Source organism: Paraburkholderia fungorum, assembly GCF_046027605.1.
Classification (GTDB): Bacteria; Pseudomonadota; Gammaproteobacteria; order Burkholderiales; family Burkholderiaceae; genus Paraburkholderia; species Paraburkholderia fungorum_F.
Genome location: NZ_JAQQEF010000009.1, coordinates 55,793 through 69,462, shown reverse-complemented (window position 1 = coordinate 69,462; position 13,670 = coordinate 55,793). Strand labels below are relative to the sequence as shown.

11 protein-coding genes are annotated in these 13,670 nt (G+C 63.7%); 2 read left to right on the top strand and 9 right to left on the bottom strand.

Going from position 1 to position 13,670, the window contains the following annotated elements; all coding sequences use genetic code 11:
- The first annotated feature begins 241 nt into the window (after positions 1-241).
- On the top strand, positions 242-574 hold the full coding sequence (locus PQR53_RS16775; RefSeq protein ID WP_408455825.1) for a hypothetical protein: 333 nt from the start codon (positions 242-244) through the stop codon (positions 572-574).
- A gap of 138 nt (positions 575-712) precedes the next feature.
- Here PQR53_RS16775 and PQR53_RS16770 read toward each other — a convergent pair whose 3' ends face one another.
- The 3 genes from PQR53_RS16770 to PQR53_RS16760 are packed head-to-tail and all read right to left on the bottom strand — an operon-like array spanning position 713 to position 4,395.
- On the bottom strand, positions 713-1,558 hold the full coding sequence (locus PQR53_RS16770; RefSeq protein ID WP_408455822.1) for an enoyl-CoA hydratase/isomerase family protein: 846 nt from the start codon (positions 1,556-1,558) through the stop codon (positions 713-715).
- 32 nt (positions 1,559-1,590) lie between these two features.
- A complete protein-coding gene (locus PQR53_RS16765; protein ID WP_408455819.1) occupies positions 1,591-3,147 on the bottom strand; it encodes an AMP-binding protein in 1,557 nt (518 codons plus the stop codon).
- A gap of 57 nt (positions 3,148-3,204) precedes the next feature.
- Entirely contained in the window at positions 3,205-4,395 is a 1,191-nt protein-coding gene (locus tag PQR53_RS16760) for an FAD-dependent monooxygenase (protein ID WP_408455816.1), read from the bottom strand.
- A gap of 360 nt (positions 4,396-4,755) precedes the next feature.
- Here PQR53_RS16760 and PQR53_RS16755 point away from each other — a divergent pair, with 360 nt between their 5' ends.
- Positions 4,756-6,303: a UbiD family decarboxylase gene (locus tag PQR53_RS16755; protein WP_408455814.1), complete on the top strand. Its 1,548-nt coding sequence runs from the start codon at positions 4,756-4,758 to the stop codon at positions 6,301-6,303.
- Between the two features lie 8 nt (positions 6,304-6,311).
- On the opposite strand, the gene PQR53_RS16750 is transcribed toward PQR53_RS16755, so the two are convergent.
- The 6 genes from PQR53_RS16750 to PQR53_RS16725 form a co-directional block, all read right to left on the bottom strand.
- Complete coding sequence (locus PQR53_RS16750) at positions 6,312-7,277, bottom strand: ketopantoate reductase family protein (protein WP_408455811.1); 966 nt, start codon at positions 7,275-7,277, stop codon at positions 6,312-6,314.
- Positions 7,278-7,335: 58 nt separating this feature from the next.
- Positions 7,336-8,148, bottom strand: coding sequence for a class II aldolase/adducin family protein (locus PQR53_RS16745; RefSeq protein WP_408455809.1), 813 nt, complete (start codon positions 8,146-8,148; stop codon positions 7,336-7,338).
- Positions 8,149-8,196: 48 nt separating this feature from the next.
- Positions 8,197-8,727 (bottom strand): aromatic-ring-hydroxylating dioxygenase subunit beta, encoded by a 531-nt coding sequence (locus tag PQR53_RS16740; RefSeq protein ID WP_408455806.1) that lies wholly within the window; start codon positions 8,725-8,727, stop codon positions 8,197-8,199.
- The gene (locus PQR53_RS16735) at positions 8,724-10,136 is read right to left on the bottom strand and encodes an aromatic ring-hydroxylating oxygenase subunit alpha (protein ID WP_408455803.1); all 1,413 of its coding nucleotides are present in this window, start codon (positions 10,134-10,136) and stop codon (positions 8,724-8,726) included. Before PQR53_RS16735 ends, PQR53_RS16740 begins: the two co-directional genes overlap by 4 nt.
- Positions 10,137-10,250: 114 nt before the next feature.
- Entirely contained in the window at positions 10,251-11,948 is a 1,698-nt protein-coding gene (locus PQR53_RS16730) for a thiamine pyrophosphate-dependent enzyme (protein ID WP_408455800.1), read from the bottom strand.
- 22 nt (positions 11,949-11,970) lie between these two features.
- Positions 11,971-13,623 carry an FAD-dependent oxidoreductase gene (locus PQR53_RS16725; RefSeq protein ID WP_408455797.1) on the bottom strand — a complete coding sequence of 551 codons (1,653 nt, stop codon included), beginning with the start codon at positions 13,621-13,623 and terminating at the stop codon, positions 11,971-11,973.
- Positions 13,624-13,670: the final 47 nt, after the last annotated feature.

Sequence of the window (13,670 nt, the reverse complement as noted above, 5' to 3'; positions counted from 1 at the left end):
ATATCAAGCGCGCCCTACAGTTACGTTTCGAAAATTTAACGAACTGTTACAGGCCGATGAATCCGTTAGCGTTCGAAAGACTGCCGCAACGCGCGGCCCCTATGGGGTTCGATTGCCGCGCACCGATCATCGAAGCGGGCTGGCGCCGCCGCGTCGTAATGTGCGGACACAAATGCCGCTGAACTCCGGCGCTCGCCGCATTTCTCACTCTTATACGCGGCGAAAATCGCGGGAGAAAATCGTGAGCAGGCGCATTGCATCAATCGTACTGGTAGCGGTGGCGGCGAGTCTGACCGGGTGCGTAGTCGCGCCGGGATACGACTACGCGTATGCGCAACCCTACTATCCCGGCTACTACGGCTACGGTTATGGTTACGGGCCCGTGTATGGACCGGCTTACGGCTCGGTGAACATCTGGGGCGGCTGGGGCGGCTCGTGCTGTTATTACCACGGGGGCCACGGTTACTGGCATGGCGGACACGGAGGCGGCGGCTGGCACGGCGGTGGTGGCGGCCACGGCGGCGGCAGTTCGTGGAGCAGTGGCGGTGGCGGCCATGGGGGACATGGGCACTAACGGGGCATCGACGCCAATCGACCCGACTATCTAACGACGAAACGATTCTGCATTGCACAACGTTTCGCCAGGCCCAAAAAAACGGCGTTGTGATTTCTCACAACGCCGTTTCGCAAAAACAAACGCTCGCGACGATGCCTAGCGGCCGGTGAACTTCGGCGGCCGCTTTTCGAGGAACGAGCGAACGCCCTCGGTCGAATCGGTCGTGCCGACCAGCGACGACTGCGCAAGACGCTCCAGCACGCGGCCGGTTTCGGTATCGATGTTCTGGCATGTGTTGGTGACATGCTTGCCGATGCCGACCGCCTGTGGCGCGCCCTTCATCAGCAGCTTCGCATACGCGAACGCTTGCGCCTCCAGCTGCTCGTGTTCGACCACGCGGCGCACGAAGCCCATGCTGCGGATTTCGTCTGCGTCGACGGTACGGCCGGTCATGACCAGGTCCTTCACGTTCTCGATGCCGATCATCTGGATCATGCGTGAGCACGCGCCGGAAGCCGGAATCACACCGATGAAGATTTCCGGCAACAGGAAGGTGGCCTGCTTCGACGCGAAGCGAAAATCGCACGACGCCGCCAGCTCGATGCCGCCACCCGCGCACACGCCGTTGATCGCCGCAATGACCGGCTTCTCGATCGACTCGAGATCATCCAGCATGTCGTGATTGGCGCGCACGTACGCACGATATTGCGGCAGCGGCATGCGGCGCTCGCCCTGCAGCTCCTTCACGTCGCGGCCCGTGCAGAAGCCGCGGCCCGCACCGGTGACCACGATCACGCGCACGCTGTCGTCATAGTTGAGCCGCCACATCGCCGCGCGAATCTCGCCGATCATCGCCGAATTGAACGCGTTCAGCTTCTCCGGCCGATTCAGCGTCAGCTTCGCGATGCCTTCAACCGGCATTGTGATGTCGATCGTCTCAAACTCGTCCTTTTCGACCAGATAACCACGCGGGCCTGCCGAGCGGCTGAGTTCCCATGCCATAACCTCTCCTTCCAGATATCAAAACGATCGATTCAACGCTGACCGGTGGCCGCGAACTGTTCACGGAGCTCGCGCTTGAGCACCTTGCCGACGCTGTTCAGCGGAAACTCGCTGACGAAATGCACGGCCTTCGGCGACTTGTAGCCGGCAAGACGCTGACGGGCGAACTGCATCAACTCCGTCGAGCTCACGTTGCCGTCTTCGCGCAGCACGACGATGGCGGTGACCGCCTCGCCCCACTCCTCGCTCGGCAAACCGATGACGGCCACCGCCTTGACGGCCGGATGCTCGGAGAGCGCCGCTTCGACTTCAGCCGACGACACATTCATGCCGCCAGTGATGACCATGTCCTTGGCACGATCGACCGCGAACAGATAGCCCTCGTCGTCGAGATAGCCGACGTCGCCGGTAAAGACCCATTCGCCGCGCAGCGTTTTCGCCGTATCCTCCGGACGGTTCAGATAGCCCGAGAAATTGCTGGCGGAACGCACGGTGATTTCACCCGGCTCGTTCGCGGGCAGTGGCGTGCCGTCGCTCAGGTGGCGGATGCGGATTTCCACGTAACCGGCGGGGCGGCCGACCGACGCGAGCCGGGTCGCGTCGCCGCCGAGCGCGGCGCGATGGTCGTCGGGCATCAGATAGGAGACGAGACCGCCCATCTCGCCGCCGCCGAAGCCCTGATAAAAACCGCAGTCGAACGATTGAAGCGCGCGGCGGATCGTGGCGGGCGGCATCTTCGCGCCCGTGTAGCCGAAGAGCCGCAACGATTCGACTGCGTACTCGCCCTTTTCCAGTTCTTCGGTGAGGCGGCTGACCATCGTCGGCACGCCGCAGGTATGCGCGACACCGTGCGTGGCGATTGCGTTCAAAACGACTTGCGGATTGAAGTCGGGTATCAACACGTTGGCGACGCCGTGATAGGCGGCAACGATGGACATCCAGATACCCGCACCTGAAAACAGCGGCAGCATCTGCAGGAACGGCCCACTTTGCGGAACCGGCATCTGCTTCAGGAAGTTGTCGATGCTCGACAGGATCTGCCGATGCGTCCCCAGACATCCCTTCGGCGCGGCCGTCGTTCCGCTGGTGTAGCGGATCATGCGCAGATCGTCCGGCTCGACATTCGCCTCCGGCGGTGTATCGGCTGCGGCCTGCTCAAGCTCGCGATAGTCGATCCAGCCCGTACGCAATGCCGCATTGCCGCGCACGATGATCGTCGTACCGGGACGGTCGAGCACATCGCCGAATGCTGGAAGGAACTCCGCATCCACGATGATCGCGTTCGGCAACGAATCGTCGAGGAGCACCGCGACTTCCGCGGGTGTCAGTCCGTAATTGACCGGGATGGCGAGCACGCCGGCCTTTGCCAGCGCGAAGATCATTTCGACCGCCGCCGCGCCATTGCGAATGACCGTGGCAATGCGCGTGCCTTTTGCCAATCCGAGCGACGCCAGTCCGTTGGCAATTCGATTGGTACTGAGATCGAGGTCGCGCCAGCTAACGACGCGATCGTCTTCGATCAATGCGGCGGCATCGGGCGAGTGTCCGGCATTGTGCGTGACGATATCGCCGACTCGCAGATGAATCATGTTTGTCTCCAGAAGAGAAGCGTGCGTGATGTCCGGCCACACATCACAGAACTCACCTCATTCAACCGCGACACCATCAGCGTCGTACTCAAACAACCAGTCATACCGCTCGTGAATCTTCTCTTCAGTCCACTCACGTTCCACATACGCCGCCGCGCCAGCCGCATGCGCGAGCTCCGGATTATGAAAGCGCTTCGCGTTAGCGGCCGAACCCCGCACCACGCGTTCGGTGCGCTCCGTACGCAGCGACTGATACCGCGCAAGCGCAACGTCAATGCTGGAAGCGTGATGCGCAAGACAGCGAGCCAGCACATAGCCGTCCTCGATCGCCATGCACGCGCCTTGCGCGAGAAACGGCAAGGTCGGATGACAGGCGTCGCCCAGCAGCGCGACGCGGCCGTCGACCCAGCGCGACATCGGCTCGCGCACCATCAGCGCCCACTTGTACGGTATCTCGATAGCGCGGATCAGCATCTGCACGTCGCTGTGCCAGCCGTCGAAGTCGCGCAGGCAATCGTCAAGCCTACCGCGCTCGGACCACGACTCGACGGTCCACCCGTCGCGCTCGACCACGCCGACAAAGTTCACCAGACGTCCCGCGCGCAGCGGATAGTGAATCACGTGCGCGCCGGGTCCGACCCAGTTGACGCCATACGGTGTTTGCAGATGCTCCGGCAAGCGCGTAGCGTCGATCACGCCGCGCCACGCCATGATTCCGGAGTACTGCGGTGCGTCGGGCCCAAAGAACGCGCCGCGCACAACGGAATGCACGCCGTCGGCGCCGATCACGAGGTCGGCCTCGTACTCCACGCCGCGCGCGGTGCGCACCGTCACCCCGCCTTCGTGCTGCCGAAGTTCGACGACTTTTTCGCCGAGGTGAATTGCATCGGCATCGATCGCGCGCACGCCATCGACGAGCGCCTGATGCAAATCCGCGCGATGCAGCGTGAAATAGGGGAAACCATAGTGCTCGCGCGAATGCGCACCGAGATCGAAGAGCGGCCACGTCTGCCCGGTACTCCACAAACGCACGCGCTTGCCGAGCGGTTCGCACGCGAGCGGCTCGATCCGTTCGCCCACGCCGACGTTGTACAAAACGCGCGTCGCATTCGAGCTCAGTTGCACGCCCGCGCCGATCTCGCCCAACATGGCCGCCTGTTCGAGAACCGTCACGTCAAAGCCGTGCTTGTACAACGCCAGCGCCGCGGTCAGACCGCCGAGTCCGGCACCCACGATAACTATTTTCATTGTCCTGTTTGACCGGTTCGCGAGGCGATCGACGTCTCCACACCATCGCCAGATGCATCTCACTCTACTGGAACGTTTCGCAGTCCAGAAACGAAAAGTTTCAATGTGACGATGAAGTTATGTTGATGATCGAACGTGCCTGGCACATCGATCTGTTTATTCGCGAAGTGCATTGGCACAGCGTTATCGATTGACTATACTTTTCCGACATCACGACCACCGTCCTTCAATCAACAACAAGACGCTCACAGCAGAAGGCGCAGATCAACCCCATGCAAGCCGTGCGTAATACGTCACATCACAGCGCACTACACCGCAGCAGATCGCACGGCACCGCTCTGTTCACGCAGGAGACCTCTTTTGACCACCCCAGATAACGACAGCCCCACTCCCGATCTGCAGCGTTTCGATTTGCGCCGCTTCATCGATTCGCTCGACGACACAGAACTCGAACGGCACAGCGCAGACGTGCCGCTGTCGCGGATCGCACATGTGCTCGAAGGCAATCCGAAAGCCGTGCTATTCGAGCGGCCCGGCGACCAAACAATCGCACTGTGCGGCAATGTCGCCGGGAGCCGCGAACGTCTTGCGCACGCGTTCGGCACCACCCGCGACCAGTTGCTTGGCGAGATCGTGGCGCGGTTGCGCAAGCCGGGCGTACTCGTCGACGTGCCGCGCGAAGCTGCGCCCGTGCAGGAAGTGGTACTCGAAGGCGAGGCGTGCGATCTGACCGCGTTGCCCGTGCATCTTCAGCACGGTCTGGACGGTGCGCCGTACATCTCGGCATCGATCGACTACGCAGTGGATCCGCAAACCGGCTGGAGCAACGTCGGCATGCGCCGCCTGATGCTGCGCGGGCGGCGCCGTGCCGGTGTCGATCTCGTCGCGCCGTCCGATCTGCGCGCGATCTATCTGGCCAATGCGAAACGCGGCGAGCGTACGCCGGTTGCGTTCGCCGTCGGCTCACATCCGATCGACCAGCTCGCCGCCACGCTGCGTCTGCCGAATGATGAACTGGCGCTTGCCGCTTCGCTGCGCGGCGCGCCGATGGGCGTGGTCAAGTGCGTCACCAGCGACTTGCGCGTGCCGGCCGACGCGCAGTTCATCCTCGAGGGCTATCTGGACGAACGCGGCCATGTCGAACCGGAAGGCCCGTATGGCGAATTCCTCGGCTATTACGGCGGCGTCAAACGTAATCCGATGTTCCATCTGACCGCGATCACGCATCGCCGCAATCCGCTGTTCCAGACCGCGACCATCAGCGGCCCTTCCATGGCGCAGACCGACACGGCGCAGCTCTGTGCGCTGCGCACTGAAGTGATGGTGTGGCGCGGGCTCGAAACGGCCGTGCGCGAAATCCGCGGCGTCTATGTCACGCCGAGTTGCGGCGGCACCTTCAACGTGCGCATTGCAATCCAGCAGCGCGTGCCGGGCGAGGCGCGCAATGCGATCGCCGCCGTGTTCGCCTCGCAGGCGAATCTCAAGCACGTGTTCGTCGTCGATCCCGACATCGACATCTTTTCCGACGCGCAGATGGACTGGGCGCTCGCCACGCGCTTCCAGGCCGACCGCGATCTGGTGATCCAGGCGGGCATGCGCGCCATGCCACTCGATCCGTCGCTGAGTGGTGCGACCACTACCGCGAAAGCCGGCTTCGACCTGACGTTGCCGTTGCTGGCACCTGGCGCGACACGCTCGTTCGAGCATCGCGTCCCTGCTCCGCCCACGTTCGATGCACCGCGCTTCGATTCGCTCGACGCCGCCTTGCAGGACGGGCCGAAACTGTTCGCCGATCTGATGGCCGCAAGCGGTTCGACCGACGGCCGCGAGATCGTGCGCTGGCTCGAGGACAACGAGGCCGCGCAAGGCATTACGCGGGATGACGAGGGGCGTTACCGCTGCGCTTAAGCGAATCGCTACATCTGTTGCGCGCGCAGCCGTATCAACGCGGCGAGCGCGCGCAGCGTCGGCACTCGCACGCCCGCCCGTTCGCCGATTCGCACCACCGCCGCGCACAACGCTTCATATTCGAGCGGCCTGCCATGCCTGACGTCCTGCAACATCGACACTTCCACCGCGCCCAGCGAACGGCCCATCTCCAGCCGTTCGGATGACGATTGCCGGATCCGCAAGCCAAGCGCGGTGCCGACCGCGATCACTTCGTCCATGGCAGTGAGCAGTAGGGTCCGCACACCCGGATCGTCGATGATCCGGTCGAGCGTCGCGTGCGTCAACGCCGCAACGGGGTTCAGACCGGCGTTGCCGATCAGCTTGTTCCAGATCGCGCTGCGGATATCGACGCTCGTCCGGCACGCAAAACCGGCGGAAGCCAGGCACGCACGCAAACGTTCGGCGCGCTCGGATAGCGTGCCGTCGGGCTCACCCAGTTCGATGTCTTCACGGCCCATGTGTTCAACGACACCGGGCTCCGGCACGCGCGCGCTCAGATAGATTACGCAGCCCAGCACCCGCGCGATATCGATCTGCGTACCGAGCCGCGCTCCGGGATCGACGTCGTCGAGTTGCATGCCGGCAAGCGTGCCGCCGAAGCCGTTGAAGAACCACCACGGCACCCCATTCATCGCGGGCACCAGTACGGTGTGTTCACCCATCAACGGTTTGAGCGCCGGCAATGCGCCGGGCAGCGCGTTGCTTTTCAGCGCGACGATCACATAGTCTTGCGGACCGAATGCGTGCCCATCGGCGCTTGCCTTGACTCGCACGACCCGTTCATCGTCTCGCTCGCGCCACACGAGGCCGCGCTGCTGTATCGCCTGCAAATGCGCGCCGCGTGCGACTACCGACACGGGCGTGCCGCTCGCCGCGAGCCGCGCCGCGATCAGGCCGCCGATCGCGCCGGCGCCGAATACGCAGATCTTCATGGCAGTCCGCCGAGCGGAACTGCCGCCGGCCGCTCAACCGATCCGTGTGACGTCATGCTCATTCGTACAGATCGGTCTGCTCGGCGAGCACCTTGTCGAGCAGCGGCTGCAAACCGAACCAGCCCGCACGCGGCGAACCGACCTGCTTGACTGTATAAGCAGCCATGTCGGGATCGATCTGCTTCGGCGTGCCGGCGGCGCGCGCGAGCAGGACCTGTTCGCACGCCCGCTCGGCGCGCAGATACCAGGAGACCGCTTCCTCCAGCGTCTCACCGACAGTGAAGACCCCATGATGCCGGCAGATCACGGCCTTATTCGGTCCAAGTGCCTGGGCGATCAGATCGCCTTCGGAAGTATCGGCGGCGATGCCGTTGTAGCCGTCGAACAACGAATGCGAGTTGTAGAAGCCGACCGCTTCCTGAGTGATCGGCGGAATCAGTTCACCGAACGACGCATACGTGGTGCAGTAACGCGAGTGCGAATGCGCAGCCGCCACGACATCGGGCCGAGCCTGATGAATGCGCGAATGGATTGCGTAGGCCGCCGCGTTGATCGGATGAATGCCGTCGACAATCCGTCCCGTGTGATCGACCAGCACCAGATCGGATACGCGGATACGGCTGAAGTGCACGCCCAGTGGATTGACCCAGAAGTGATCGGTGAGGATGGGATCGCGGCACGAGATGTGACCGGCAATGCCGGCGTCGAAACCGTGCATCGAAAAGATCCGGTAACACGCGGCGAGCCGGATCTTGCGGTCGCGGCGCTCGTCTTCCTTGCTCTCGAACACGGGCGGTTCCGGCCATTTGAGGCCGTTGTCCGCGATCGTGAGTTGTTGCTCGACCTTGCGTGAGGATGGGGGTATCGACATAGGTATGCTCCGCCATGGCCACGTGTGGCGAGCACGTGGCGTGTTCAGTTAGAGGCTGTAGAAATCGATCCGGGCCGGCAGATAATCGTTCAGCAGCACGATCCGCTTGCGCGCGATCCGCCACGACTCGCCGTCGCGCACGAGGATTTGCCGGTAGCGGCCAAAGAAAATCTCGACCGTATGATCTTTCGGCTGATATTGATGCGTGGTCCATTCGCACGCCACGTGCACCGTCTGCACGCCAGTGCCGGCCGATTCACGGTCAGCCGCGCCATCGTCTTCGACAATGCGCGGATTGGAGATCAGGTGTTGCGTGCGCGGCAGGACCGCGCTTGCAACCGAGCGGCCCGATTTCACGCGCCACACCCGGTCTTCGAGCCCCGCGCGATGCGCGTAATAGATCAGCGACAGTTCGCGCCGCGGATTGCTGGTCTGCTCGTCTTCCGACTTCCACGCGGGCACCCAGTATTCGCAGTCTTCGCGATACAGCGCGAGCCAGTCGTCCCAGCGGCGCTCGTCGAGTGCGAGGGCTTCGGCATAGAGGAACTGGGTGATCTCCGCCAATAGGGGTTGATTCACAACGCCTCCTTGCGAAAGACCACCGGCTGTACTGACGGATGCGCAGCCGACGCTGAATGCGCGGCACGTTCAGTACGTTCAGCATGTTCGGCGGCAAGCCCCGCCGTCATCATCTCCGCCCATGCACGATAGCCCGCATGGAACAAGGTTTCGTCCTGCACTTTGACTTCGCCCATCTGGCTCGTGCGCGCCTGAATGCCGATGCGTTCGCCGATCTCATTGGTGCCGGCCTGTACCGACGTCATCCCGCGCGCGTAGCCTTGCTGCCATTGCACGATCTGTGCGCGATAACCGGCCTGGCAATCTTCGTAGCAGGTCGTATCGTCAGGCGTCGCCATGCCGGTGCTGTTGAAGAAATCTTCGAACTGGCGCAAGCGGAAATCACGCGCCTTATCCGATTCGCCGACCGGCGCGAGACAGTAGATGGTCATCTCCGTCAGATCCGGCGCCAGCGGACGGATCACCCGCAATTGCAGCGACGCATTCTCCGCCACCTGCACGTTCGGAAACAGGACGAGGTTGCGGGTGGTCAGCATCCATGCGGCGCGGTCTTTGCCGACCCGCTCCTGCAACTCGTCGATTGATGCATAGAGCGGACGGATCTGCGGATTCGGGTTCGGCGTGAAGAGTGCCGCATGACCGTTCTCGAACGTGAAACCGCCGCGCTCGGTGAAACTCGCGAAATCGACGGACTTCAGTTGATAGCGCGATTCACTCGAGTTACGCCGCTCGACCAGTTTCATGAAGCTCGGATGGGTCGACGTCAGATGATAGGCGTCGAGTCCGTTTTCCATCTGCAGTTTCCAGTTGCCGCGAAACGTATAGGTCGAACTTCCGGGCACAGCCTCGATCCCATCGGGACTTTGGTCGACGACCAGATCGAGGAAGAAACGTGCATCGTTCAGGTGGTCGTCGAGCGACTGAACGTTCGCATCGAGGCAGCCGAACAGGAAGCCGCGATATTGCTCGAAGCGCGGCACTGGCACGAGATCGTGATTCTCCGCATGAAACGCGTCGCTGTAGCAGCCCGACTGCAGGTCCTTGATCGTCTTCGACTTGCCGCTGCTATCGTACGACCAGCCGTGATACGGGCACACGTGATAGCGCGCGTTGCCCTGGCGTTTCTGGCAAATCTGCGCGCCGCGATGGCGGCAGGTGTTCATGAACGCGCCGAGTTCGCCCTCCGCGCTGCGCATCACGATCACCGGCTGGCGTCCGAGCCAGGTCGTGAAGTAGTCGTTCGGTTGCGGCGCCTGCGAGGCGAGACCGAGAAACACCCAGCCCCGTTCGAAGATAAAGCGCATCTCCAGTTCGAAGATCTCCGGATCGCGAAAGATATCGCGGTTGACCGTGAAGATGCCTTCGTCCGTCCTGTCGACCACGAGCCGCGCGATGTCATCGGCGTTCATGTCGGTTTCTCCGTCTTGTCTGGCGTTGTATTGGGATTCTGGCGGCGCGGTGGCCGCGCTGTGCTTCAGCGGCTCATGCCGCTGAAACATTGGCGCAGTGTCAACTGCGTTCGCTCACACCGGCGGGCGCGACGACAGCGGATGCGGTCCCGCGTCCGGCACCTTGACGCCGGGCATCGGCTGCAAACGCATCAGATGCCACGGACTCGGCATTTCGCCGACCGGCGCCTCGATCAGCACCGGGCCGTTCTGGCTCAGCGAGTCGGTGATCGCCGCCTGCAATGCGGCAGCCGAGTTGGCGCGCACGCCGGGTACGCCGAACGCCTGCGCAAGTGCAACGAAATCGGGGTTCTGCAACTCGACGGCAACCTGGTTGTCCGGACCGAACACGCGCTTCTGGATTGCGCGCACATTGCCGAAATGGCCGTCGTTGAACACCACCAACGTGACGGGCAGGTTGTACTTGCGCGCGGTGGCGAGTTCCTGCAGGTTCCAGCCGAAGCCGCCGTCGCCGGTGATCGACAGCACGCGGCGCCCGCCTCCACCGACAGCCGCGCCCAGCGCAGTCGGAAAGCCGTAGCCGAGCGTGCCCTGATAACCGGGGCCGACATAGGTACGCGGCGTGTAGATCGGAAACGCGATACGCGACAGATAACCCACCTGCGTCAGCTCGTTGACGAAGATGCCATCCTCCGGCAACGCGGCGCGCATCGCGCGGATGTAGTCGACCTGCGGCGTCACCCGGTCGATCTGCGCCTGGGCCCACTCTTTCAGTCCGCGCGCTTCCGCCTGGGTCAGCACTTCACGCGGCTTGACGGCATCGGCCAGCGCGCCGAGCGCTTCGGCGGCGTCGGCCTGCAACGCGATGGCCGCGCGGCGCGGCGCACGTAGATCGTCCGCGTCGATGTTGATGTGGATGAAGCGCGTGCCTGCCGCGCTCCATGACGGCGACGGATGCAGCGCGTTCATGAAGCGGCTGCCGACCACGACCACCAGATCCGCGTGCTCGAACACGGCGCGGCCGGCGAGCGTGTTCATCGCCAGCGGATCGCGATCGGACAGCGCGCCAAGCCCGTTGTCGCTCAGCACGACCGGCATGCCGACCTTGTGTGCGAGACGCGCCAGCGCTTCGCTCGCGTTCGCCGCGATCACGCCGCCGCCGACGTACAGCACCGGCAGCCGCGCTTCGTCGATGGCTCTCGCAATGCGGCCCACGACTTCCATATCGAGCGGCGCGGCGGCCGGCGGCGACGCGGCGTCACGCCAGCGCGTGGTGTCGGCCGGGGTGGCACCGGCGCGCGCCTCGAGCACGTCGTGCGGCACCTCGATGCCGACCGGACGCGGCCGGCCCGCATGCAGTTGGGCAAACGCGGCATGCATCGCCGCGCCGATCTGTGCCGGATCGTCGACGTTCGCATTCCATTTCGTCAGGCCGGCGATCAGCCCGGTCTGGTCCTTGATCTCGTGCAGCAGGCCATAGCCGGCGCCGATCCCGTGCGAATGCACGTTGCCGGCGATCAGCACCACCTTCGAATTGGCCGCATAGGCCGTGGCAAGTCCCGCACCCGCGTTCAGGACGCCCGGACCCGGCACGACCATCGCCACGCCGGGCCTGCCGCTCACGCGGTAGTAGCCGTCGGCCATATAGGTCGTTGCCTGCTCGTGGCGCGGCACCACCAGCTTGATCTGGTCCTGCCGTTCGCGCAGTGCGTCGACGGCCCAGTCGAGCTGCACGCCCGGAATCATGAAGAGCGTATCGACGTTTTGCTCGATCAGCGACGCCGCGAGCATTTGACCACCGGTATAAGGCATGTTCGAACCCTTCAGGTTGAGATTATTGATAGCGGATGGCGCCGCGCAGCCGATCGATCAACGCGAGCGGATCCGCGGGCAGTGCGTCGCCGCGCCAGCCGACGTGCTGGTCGGGCCGCGCAAGCAGCAATGCATGGCGATATGGCGCGCGCTGTTCGTGCGGCGCGATATCGAGTACGCGCAGCGGCATGCCGCGCAGGCGGGCGGCGTCGATCAGCGGCGCCACATCGATCGATGTATCGAAGCGCAGCAACGCGTAATCCGTGCCCATTTCGTCGTACAGCGAGGTGCCGTCCGCGCGCACGATATGCGGCACGCGGCAGCCCGGCGCAGTCGATTCGGTGAACTCGCCCATGCTGTACACAGGTGCCGCTTCGCCGTCGTATTCGATGAGCGGCGACTTGTCGTAAAAGTAGCCGAAGTTCAAGCCGGCTGCGCTGTACTGCTGCACGTTCAGTTCGTATGCACGGCGGCCAAGCTCGGCGCGCAACGCATCACCTTCGGCGCCGGGCGCCTCGATGTTGACGGGGACGCTGCCGCGCTGCTTCGCCATGGCATGCGCATGATTCATCGCGAAGTACGAAACCTGTTCAGTGATCGGCATGCGCTCGGCCTCGTACGCATCGAGGATGTGCTCGCCGCCCCAGCCGTTCAGATGCGCGGCCAGCAACCACGCGAGATTCGCGGCATCGGCGATGCCGGCGTTCATCCCGTAGCCTGCGTACGGCACCCACAGATGCGCGGCGTCGCCGCACAGAAACACGCGTCCATCGCGGAAGCGGTCGGCGACCAGCCGTCGGCCGAACCAGTCTTCCTTGCTGATAACTTCGTATTCGAAGGCGTCATCGACGCCGAGGATGTCGCGAATCGAACGGTCGCGATCGACCGATTCGAAATCCGCCTCGCTATCGCGCAGGTAGTTGTGCACCAGCCAGCGCTCGCGGCCGTCGATCGCGTACACGTTTCCGCTGCGGCGCGGATTCAGCGAGAAGGTGCTCCACGCCGGCGCGTATCTGAACAGATCGATGAGACGCGGCGCGCGGATATAAGTCGATTGCACCCGCTGCACTACCGCATCGCCGACCAGCGACGCACCGATGCCCTTGCGCACCAGCGAGCGGCCACCGTCGCAACCGATCAGATAGCGTGCATCGAAGCTCAGCGTGGCGCCATCGTCGAGACGGCGGGCGGAGACCTGCACGCCCTCGGCATGCTGGCTGAAACCGGTCACTTCGATCCGGTTGATGATCGTCACGCGCGGCATCGCGGCAGCGTGTTCGAACAGGATCGGTTCGAGATAGATCTGGTTGATGCGATGCGGCGGCTCGGCGGTCGGCCAGCGCGTATCCGGGCCTGGATCGCCACGCAGGCGCCCAAGGCGGCTCGGAATCGGAATACGGGTGAGTTCGATGCCGGTGGCCGTGGTGCGATAGGCGACATCGTGCGCATAGTCGTCGGGCAATCCCGCAGCGCGAACCGCCGCGGCGACGCCAAGGCGCCGGAAGATCTCCATCGAGCGCGCCGCGACGTGATTGCATTTGACGCTGGGTGGCTCTCCGGGCCGACGCATTTCGAGCACCGTCACGTCGATGCCTCGCGCGGCGAGATCGAGTGCCATGGTCAGTCCGATCGGACCGGCGCCGACGATCAGCACTTGTGCGTTTCTTATGGTCATGAGGGGCGCACCCGTTGTCTCCTTGTGAGAGTTGAATTTACGGTGCA

Bases quoted from the DNA above. Each gene is read 5' to 3' on its own strand.
- PQR53_RS16760 (WP_408455816.1), bottom strand. From the start codon at position 4,395: ATGAAAATAGTTATCGTGGGTGCCGGACTCGGCGGTCTGACCGCGGCG.
- PQR53_RS16725 (WP_408455797.1), bottom strand. From the start codon at position 13,623: ATGACCATAAGAAACGCACAAGTGCTGATCGTCGGCGCCGGTCCGATC.
- PQR53_RS16765 (WP_408455819.1), bottom strand. From the start codon at position 3,147: ATGATTCATCTGCGAGTCGGCGATATCGTCACGCACAATGCCGGACAC.
- PQR53_RS16750 (WP_408455811.1), bottom strand. From the start codon at position 7,277: ATGAAGATCTGCGTATTCGGCGCCGGCGCGATCGGCGGCCTGATCGCG.
- PQR53_RS16730 (WP_408455800.1), bottom strand. From the start codon at position 11,948: ATGCCTTATACCGGTGGTCAAATGCTCGCGGCGTCGCTGATCGAGCAA.
- PQR53_RS16745 (WP_408455809.1), bottom strand. From the start codon at position 8,148: ATGTCGATACCCCCATCCTCACGCAAGGTCGAGCAACAACTCACGATC.
- PQR53_RS16735 (WP_408455803.1), bottom strand. From the start codon at position 10,136: ATGAACGCCGATGACATCGCGCGGCTCGTGGTCGACAGGACGGACGAA.
- PQR53_RS16770 (WP_408455822.1), bottom strand. From the start codon at position 1,558: ATGGCATGGGAACTCAGCCGCTCGGCAGGCCCGCGTGGTTATCTGGTC.